The sequence below is a fragment of the Pradoshia eiseniae genome, from assembly GCF_002946355.1.
In the GTDB taxonomy this organism is placed as follows: domain Bacteria; phylum Bacillota; class Bacilli; order Bacillales; family Pradoshiaceae; genus Pradoshia; species Pradoshia eiseniae.
In genome coordinates, this window is the sequence record NZ_PKOZ01000001.1 from 519,488 (window position 1) to 528,193 (window position 8,706).

4 protein-coding genes are annotated in these 8,706 nt (G+C 45.5%); 2 read left to right on the forward strand and 2 right to left on the reverse strand.

Annotation, left to right across the window (positions count from 1 at the left end):
- Positions 1-211 precede the first annotated feature (211 nt).
- Positions 212-412 (forward strand): cold-shock protein, encoded by a 201-nt coding sequence (locus CYL18_RS02565; RefSeq protein ID WP_104847887.1) that lies wholly within the window; start codon positions 212-214, stop codon positions 410-412.
- Between the two features lie 56 nt (positions 413-468).
- Here CYL18_RS02565 and CYL18_RS02570 read toward each other — a convergent pair whose 3' ends face one another.
- A complete protein-coding gene (locus CYL18_RS02570; RefSeq protein WP_104847888.1) occupies positions 469-969 on the reverse strand; it encodes a CarD family transcriptional regulator in 501 nt (166 codons plus the stop codon).
- 85 nt (positions 970-1,054) lie between these two features.
- On the reverse strand, positions 1,055-1,612 hold the full coding sequence (locus tag CYL18_RS02575; RefSeq protein ID WP_104847889.1) for a TetR/AcrR family transcriptional regulator: 558 nt from the start codon (positions 1,610-1,612) through the stop codon (positions 1,055-1,057).
- A gap of 677 nt (positions 1,613-2,289) precedes the next feature.
- Between CYL18_RS02575 and CYL18_RS02580 the strand changes: the two genes are divergently transcribed.
- Positions 2,290-8,706, forward strand: a 6,417-nt coding sequence (locus tag CYL18_RS02580) for a Cna B-type domain-containing protein (protein WP_104847890.1), incomplete at its 3' end; no start/stop codon positions are given.

An 8,706-nucleotide genomic window follows, 5' to 3' on the forward strand; every position in this document is an offset into this window, starting at 1 on the left:
CTGTTATCTACTAAATACTCGTTTTAAAACGACAAAAATCTTCTATCTTTTGCGAAAAGTGACGAAATATTTCCTTTGATTTGGAAGCGTATTCAACATATACTTAGAGAGTATTATTTTTTGTTCTTTTGTATTAGATTCACATGATCTAAAGCGCCTGAGCAGGAATAGTAACACTTTATGTGCTATGGCACTAGGAGGAAAGAAAGATATGGAACAAGGTAAAGTAAAATGGTTTAATGCAGAAAAAGGTTTTGGATTCATCGAGCGCGAAGCAGGTTCTGACGTATTCGTGCACTATTCTGCGATTCAAGGCGAGGGCTTCAAGTCTTTAGAAGAAGGCCAGTCTGTTAGCTTCCAAGTAGAAGAAGGCCAACGCGGTCCTCAAGCTGCTAATGTAGAAAAACTATAAGAAACGATGAAAAAGCCAGATTCTCTTCATGAGGGAATCTGGCTTTTGTTCGTTATTTAAGGATTCTGCAGGATGTGCTCCTCAATTTTCTTCGCAATCCGTTCGCTTGTCGTCCCAAGGCTCAGGGCCAGCTCTGCATAGAGGATAGGTGATACCTTCAGCAAATTCTGCGCATCCAGGCTCGGCATTTTCTTGTCTGCGCGTGCCAGCTCGTATTTCTTGCGCAGCATCGTGTTGAGCATTTGGGCGATTTCGAAGTGGTCGCTTGAGTTAATGGCTTCGCGGTATTGATAGTTCCTGGATGTCGGACGATCTTGCCACTCGCTCGCCGGATCCTTGAAGACTTCGAGAATCTCTGCAGCCGTCTCTGCTGAAATGACCGGCTCAATCTTTGAATTCTCGCATTCTACCGGATGATATAATTGCATGGACTCATTCTGGTAGGAACGGAGGGTGTAGTAGGGCGTCTTTTTACCCGTGAAGTTCTGCTCCTGGATATCCTCGATGATGCAAACCCCGTGTACGCCGTAAAAGACCTTTTCCCCAATCGAATACATAGCATTTCCTCCTTGTGGTTAACTCTCTGCTTACTAGATTTTAAAATCTGCCATCCTAGCCGTACGTTGTTAGTTATTCCTTTTGTCAATTCCTTAATAGTTTGGGTAATACATCAGAGACAGTGCGCAGCGGTTCGGAAGACTTCTGGGCGAGACAAAGCATCATGCCGCCCTCGACTAGCGCACTTAAGCTGACCGCAATTGACTGGGCGCTTGACTCGGTGAATCCTTCAGCCATTAATTTCTTTGAGTAGATGGCCTGCGTATTATAATACAGCTCGGCGCAGGCTGTGCGCACTGGGGCGCTCAGTGTGGCCATCTCGCTGACCATGCTGCTGACGGTATAGCCAATAATCGTGCCGGTCTTCTCATATTGGCCGATCAGCATATCAATCATGGCCTCTGTCGCCTCTAGCGTAGTCGGATAATGAGCGAAGATGCCCTCAATCTGGGCCGTGATAGACTCATTCAATGAATGGAGGCATGCAATGAGAAGCTCCTCCTTGCCGTTCGGAAAATGGTGGTATAGTGAGCCTTTTGTAATCTTGCATTCTCTAAGAAGTTCATTTAACCCAACGCCCTTATAGCCCTTTAACTGAAAAAGAGCTGTCGCGGTTTCAATGATTCGTGATTTCGTTTCCATTTCTCTTGCACCTCTCCATACCAACCGGTCTGTTTTTATTATACCAATAAAATCTGGTATATCCAAATAATTGAACTGAAGGGTATTTATAGTAACTGACTATAATGAAGAAAAAGAACAAGTAAGATATCAAGGGATGTGTATGATTTTGGTAGGTATGCAAGAGCGATTAGGTGGAGGGGAAATTCTACTGTTGTGCGAATTCCTCGGTATTTATACACGACTGAATGTCCGTGAAAAAAGGGAGAGTGGGAATCGCTGGTAACGATTAACCACCGGTCAAATAGATTCTGACTGGTTTAGATGCTAAAGATATTAGAAAGGTCTATTAACCGTATGATAGAGATTAGCCTAAATATAGGTTAGTGTATTCGAACATAAAAGAATATGGTGGCTAAGGAGAGTATGGAACAGGCTGTTTCATGCTTTTTTTATTGCGGAAATGTATGTATAAGGTAAGGGAAATATTTATATTAAAAAAATAATTACCAATATTTATATAATTTAAGATTCTGAAATAGTGGGTATTTAGAATATATAGACTGAAAGAGATACTAAAAACCTATATTTAGAAATTATTATCAGTCTATTGTTATAGCAAAGGAGGCGATGCGGAAAATGAAGATTAATAGCTTTAGAGTTAGCGGTAAAATACCATAATAAAGGAAGTGTATGTTATGGACTTGATTGGTACGAGGACTTATACGAAGAAACGTCGGCAAAAGAGAGCGTTCTCCATGCTGGCACTGATTGTTCTTCTTGTCCAAACGCTTCTGACCCCATTTGCACAATATGTGAGTGCAGATGGCGGTTCTGTCAGCGTGAAGTTTAACCAAGACGAAGTTCAAGTAGGGGATGCGCTAACAGCGACCATTACAGGTACAGAAGAAGACGCTGGCTTGCTTAAGCTCGCCGTAAACGACTGCTTAAGTATTAAGGGAATTGCTGAGGGGCATGAAAGTGTGGGAAACATAGATAAGCAATCCCAAATCTTGAGCTTTACGTGGAATGAAGGCAGCAGCAAGACGCTAACTGTTAACCTTGCTGCAAATAAGGCGGGAAGCGGCACAGCAAACATCACCTCTGAGAATGGAGGTCATTCATCTGCTATGGTTCAGATCAACGCCCCAGTAGAAGTAGGGTCTGAAGAATCAGCAGATGAACCGGCAGCAACGGAGAAAGAAGAACCAGTTGTAGAGCAGAAGGAAGAACAAAAACAAGAAGAGCCCGCTGAAGTACAGAAAGAAGAACAAGAACCAGCGGACGAGCAAAACAGTGAAGAAGCTATTTCAGAAGAAAAAACAGTAGTGAAAAAAAACGAGACTGAGAACAATCAAAGTCAAGAAAAAACAGTAAAGAAATCAGTGACAAAATCTGCTCCTAAAGTCGAGACAGTTTCAGAAGGTAACACAGAGGAAACAAGTGCGGTTCCCTTCAATGTCGGCACAAAAGCAGCCTCTGATGCAGCCCTTTATGCTGATGGTAATCTAGACATGCCTATCATTATACGTGATTTCAAATCAGACGGTACGATGTTCGAAATGAATTTTAATAAAGGTGCAGGCCCTGGTCTGAAGACAGGATTGGTAGAAAGCAAGATTGGTCCAGATAGAAAACCTGTTTTCACCAAAGAAGCTCTAAGCTATCATAGAGGGATGTCAACGGAGGAACATACTATTACTGATTCAGAGATCATCAAAAGGCAAAATCAGCTATTCAATGACACGAGCGGAGTTAATATGTCCGTCGAAAGGACCCTGCCATTAACATTAAATAATGGCATGTATGAATACTCTAGTAGTGCTTTCTTCCCGATTGACGGGCAGCTATATGGAAATCAAAATAGAAATCACAATTTTCATTTTACGTTAGAAATGCATACGACGTTTACCTATACAGGTGGTGAAGTCTTCAACTTTACTGGTGATGATGATGTCTGGGTATTCATTAATGATAAATTGGCATTAGACTTAGGCGGTGTCCACGGGCAACTAAGCGGAACGATTAACCTGGATGAGATGGCAACTACCCTGGGGATTGAACCAGGAAAGGATTATACGTTTGACTTTTTCTATATGGAACGGCATACAACGGAATCCAACTTGAAAATCACCACATCCATTTGTTTTCAGCCTGAAGTCAGCGCCACTAAAACGGTTGATAAGAAGGAAGCAAGCAATGGTGATGTGCTGGAGTATACCTTTACTGCGAGAAATGCAGGGAAGAAGGATGCGGACAATCTTACATTGACAGATGTTCTTGATGAGGGATTATCATTTGTTGAGAATTCTGTCACAATTGATGGCGTTGCTGTGACAGATGCGACCTATAATCCAAATACTAGAAAGCTAACGATTCCGATTAGTGAGCTTAATCACGGTGATTCAATCGTAATCTCCTTTAAAGCGACAGTGGAGGTAGATAGCTCGTTGTTTGGTGATAATAGTCACTACACAATTAAGAATAACGGGGTCATAGATTCTTATACAACCAATACTGTCCAAACCGTTATTGCTAAGGCCTCCGTAACCGTCAAGAAAGAATGGGGAGACAATGGGAATCAAGACGGAATACGCCCCGAATCTGTACGTGTTCAGCTAAAGGCTAACGGCAATGCCGAAGGAAATCCAATAGAGCTAAACGCCGAGAATGATTGGAGCTATACTTGGGCAAATATTGATCTGAAGTCAAATGGCCAAGAGATTACTTATGATGTCGAAGAAGTTAAAGTGCCGGAAGGCTATGCTGCAAAGGTCAGCGGTAATCTCAAAGATGGATTCACCATCACCAATACCCACACGCCTGAGAAGATTTCGGTCTCTGGTGAGAAGGTTTGGGAAGATGCGGACAACCAGGACGGCAAGCGACCTGGCTCCATCACGGTGAACCTACTGGCTAACGGTGAGAAAGTCGCCGATAAGACGGTAACAGCTGAGAACGGCTGGAAGTTCTCCTTTGAAGGCTTTGACAAGTATCAAAATGGTAAGGAAATCATATACACCTTTACTGAGGAGCCGGTCGAAGGTTATGAATCAGATGTTGAGGGGCGCATTATTACCAACATTCACGAGCCAGAGAAGACCCTGGTAACTGGAACAAAAACGTGGAATGATGCAAACAACCAGGACGGCAAGCGCCCTGCATCCATTACGGTGAGACTGTTGGCTGATGGCAAAGAGGTAGACCATCAGACCGTGACGGACGAAAATGGTTGGAATTTTACCTTCGGTGACCTTGACATGTACAAGGCTGGTGAGAAGGTAACCTACACCATCACCGAAGATGAAGTAGCGGAGTATGAGACAATGATTGACGGTACGACCATCACTAACACTCATGAGCCTGAGATGATTGAAGTCATTGGCGGCAAGAAAGTGTGGGACGACAAAGACAACCAGGACGGCAAGCGTCCAGCATCGATCACAGTGAGATTATGGGCAAACGACGAAGAGGTAGCCGATCAAACCGTGACGGCCAAGGACAACTGGGAATACCGCTTCGAAAACCTTCCTAAGTACAAGGAAGGTAAGGAAATTGCTTACACGGTGACAGAGGATTCAGTCGAGCATTACAGTACCAAGGTTGACGGTACGACCATCACCAACTCTTATACACCTGAGAAAACTTCTGTCATGGTGACTAAGGTTTGGGAGGACGCAAACGACCAGGACGGCAAACGCCCTGAATCCGTAACGGTTAGTCTTCTGGCTAATGGGAAGGACACAGGAAAGACCGTTACGTTAAACGCCGATAACGATTGGGCTGACACATTTACCGAACTCGATATGTACCAGAAAGGTGAGAAAATTGCCTATAGCGTTGCTGAGCCTAAGGTTGCCTCTGACTATGAAGTAGCTATCACTGGCGATGCGGAAAAGGGCTATGTTGTCACCAACACCCATCAAGTTGAGAAAACCGAGATTTCCGGTGAGAAGGTCTGGGAAGACGCTGACAACCAGGACGGTAAGCGCCCAGCATCGATCACAGTGAGACTATTAGCTGATGGCAAAGAGGTAGCCTATCAGGTCGTGACTGTCGATGATGGTTGGAAATTCACCTTCGATAATCTTGACGTGTACAAGGCTGGCAAGAAGGTCGAGTATACGATAACCGAGGATGAAGTAGCGGAGTATAAGACAACGATTGACGGTACGACCATCACTAACACCCATGAGCCTGAAATGATCGAAGTCATTGGTGGCAAGAAGGTCTGGGATGACAAGGACAACCAGGATGGCAAACGTCCAGCATCGATTACAGTGAGATTGTTGGCAAACAACGAAGAAGCAGCGTATCAGACCGTAACAGCTGAGGACAATTGGGAGTACAGCTTCGAAAACCTTCCTAAGTATAAGGCTGGCGCGGAGATCGCTTACAAGGTAACAGAGGATACAGTCGAGCATTACAGTGCCAAGGTTGACGGCACGACCATCACCAACGCTTATACACCTAAGCAAACTTCTGTCATGGTGACTAAGGTTTGGGAGGACGCAAACGATCAGGATGGCAAACGCCCTGAATCCGTAACTGTGAGCCTACTGGCAAACGGGGAGGACACAGGCAAAACCGTTACATTGAATGCGGATAACAATTGGGCTGGTACATTCACCGAACTTGATATGTACCAAAAAGGTAAGGAAATCGCCTACACGGTTACTGAACCTAAGGTGGCATCAGGCTATGAAGTAGCTATCGATGGTGAAGCGGATGTGGGGTATGTTATCACCAATACACATCAAGTTGAGAAGACCAAGATCTCTGGTGAGAAGGTTTGGGAAGACGCAAACAACCAGGACGGCAAGCGCCCCGCGTCCATCACGGTGAGACTGTTGGCTGATGGTAAAGAGGTAGCCCATCAGAACGTGACAGCCGATAATGGTTGGAAGTACACCTTCGATGATCTTGACGTTTACGAGGCTGGTGAAAAAATTGAATACATCATCACCGAGGATGGAGTGGCGGAGTACACGACAACGATTGACGGTACGACCATCACTAACACCCATGAGCCTGAGATGATCGAAGTCATTGGCGGCAAGAAAGTGTGGGATGACAAGGACAACCAGGATGGCAAGCGTCCAAAATCCATCACAGTGAGATTGTTGGCAAACAGTAATGAAGTGGCGTATCAGACCGTAACAGTTGAGGATAATTGGGAGTACAGCTTCGAAAACCTTCCTAAGTACAAGGATGGTAAGGAAATCGCTTATACGGTGACAGAGGATGCAGTCGAGCATTACAGTGCCAAGGTTGAGGGCACGACCATCACCAACTCTTATACGCCTGAGAAAACTTCTGTGGCGGTGACTAAGGTTTGGGAGGACGCAAACGATCAGGACGGCAAACGCCCTGAATCTGTAACGGTTAGCCTACTGGCAAATGGGAAGGACACAGGAAAGACCGTTACGTTAAACGCCGATAACAATTGGAATGGCGCATTCACCGAACTCGATATGTACCAAGAAGGTGAAAAAATTGCCTACACGGTTACTGAGCCTAAGGTAGCTTCTGACTATGAAGTAGCCATCACTGGCAATGCGGAAAAGGGTTATGTTGTCACCAACAAGCATCAGGTTGAGAAGACCGAGATTTCCGGTAGAAAGATTTGGAAAGACGCAAACAACCAGGATGGCAAGCGCCCTGAGTCCATTACGGTGAGACTGTTGGCCGATGGCGAAGAGGTAGCCCATCGGGCTGTGACAGCCGATGATGATTGGGAGTACACCTTCGATAATCTTGACGTGTACGATGGTGGTGAAAAAATTAAATACACCATCACCGAGAATGGAGTGGCGGAGTACACGACAACGATCAACGGTACGACCATCACTAACACCCATGAGCCTGAGATGATTGAAGTCATTGGTGGTAAGAAGGTCTGGGATGACAAGGACAACCAGGATGGCAAACGTCCAGCATCCATCACAGTGAGATTGTTGGCAAATGGTGATGAGGTAGGCCATCAGACCGTGACAGCTGAGGACGATTGGGAGTACAGCTTCAAGGAACTTCCTAAATACAAGGATGGCACGGAGATTGTTTACACGGTGACAGAGGATGCGGTTAATGATTACGAGACTAAGATTTCTGGCTTCAACATTACCAATACTCACGAGGTGGAGAAAATCAATGTCGAAGGTGTGAAGACATGGGACGATGCGGATAACCAAGACGGCAAGCGTCCAGAATCCATCACAGTGAATCTGTTGGCCAACGGAACCAAGGTTGACAGCCGGATCGTGACGGCTAAGGACAACTGGAAGTATAGCTTCGAAACCCTCGATAAGTACGCAAGCGGAGAGGAAATCACTTACACCGTTAGTGAGGAAAAGGTTGATGATTACGAGACTAAGGTTTCTGGTTTCAACATCACCAACACGCACGAGGTAGAGAAAATCAAGGTCGAAGGTGTGAAGACATGGGACGATGCAGATAACCAAGACGGCAAGCGTCCAGAGTCCATCACGGTGAACTTGTTGGCAAATGGAACTAAGGTAGACAGTAAAACCGTAACGGCCAAGGACAACTGGAAGTACAGCTTCGATAACCTAGACAAGTATGCGAACGGTAAGGAAATCACCTACACCGTGAGCGAGGACGAGGTCGCGGGTTACGATGTTACGATTTCTGGCTTCAATATTACCAATAAGCATGAGGTAGAGAAAATTTCTGTCGAAGGTGCGAAGACATGGGAAGATGCGGACAACCAGGACGGCAAGCGTCCAGCGTCCATCACGGTGAACCTGTTGGCCAACGGAACCAAGGTCGACAGCAAAACCGTAACGGCCAAAGATGACTGGAAGTACAGCTTCGATAACCTGGATAAGTATGCGAACGGTAAGGAAATCACCTACACCGTGAGCGAGGACGAGGTCGCGGGTTACGATGTTACGATTTCTGGCTTCGACATTACTAACACACACGAGGTAGAGAAAATCTCTGTCGAAGGTGCGAAGACATGGGAAGATGAGGATAACCAGGACGGCAAGCGCCCAGCGTCCATCACGGTGAACCTGTTGGCCAACGGAACCAAGGTCGACAGCAAAACCGTAACGGCCAAAGATGACTGGAAGTACAGCTTCGATAACCTGGAC

What these genes read in the sequence shown, in the direction of transcription:
- CYL18_RS02575 (WP_104847889.1), bottom strand. Translation starts at nt 1,612, where the DNA reads ATGGAAACGAAATCACGAATCATTGAAACCGCGACAGCTCTTTTTCAG.
- CYL18_RS02565 (WP_104847887.1), top strand. Translation starts at nt 212, where the DNA reads ATGGAACAAGGTAAAGTAAAATGGTTTAATGCAGAAAAAGGTTTTGGA.
- CYL18_RS02570 (WP_104847888.1), bottom strand. Translation starts at nt 969, where the DNA reads ATGTATTCGATTGGGGAAAAGGTCTTTTACGGCGTACACGGGGTTTGC.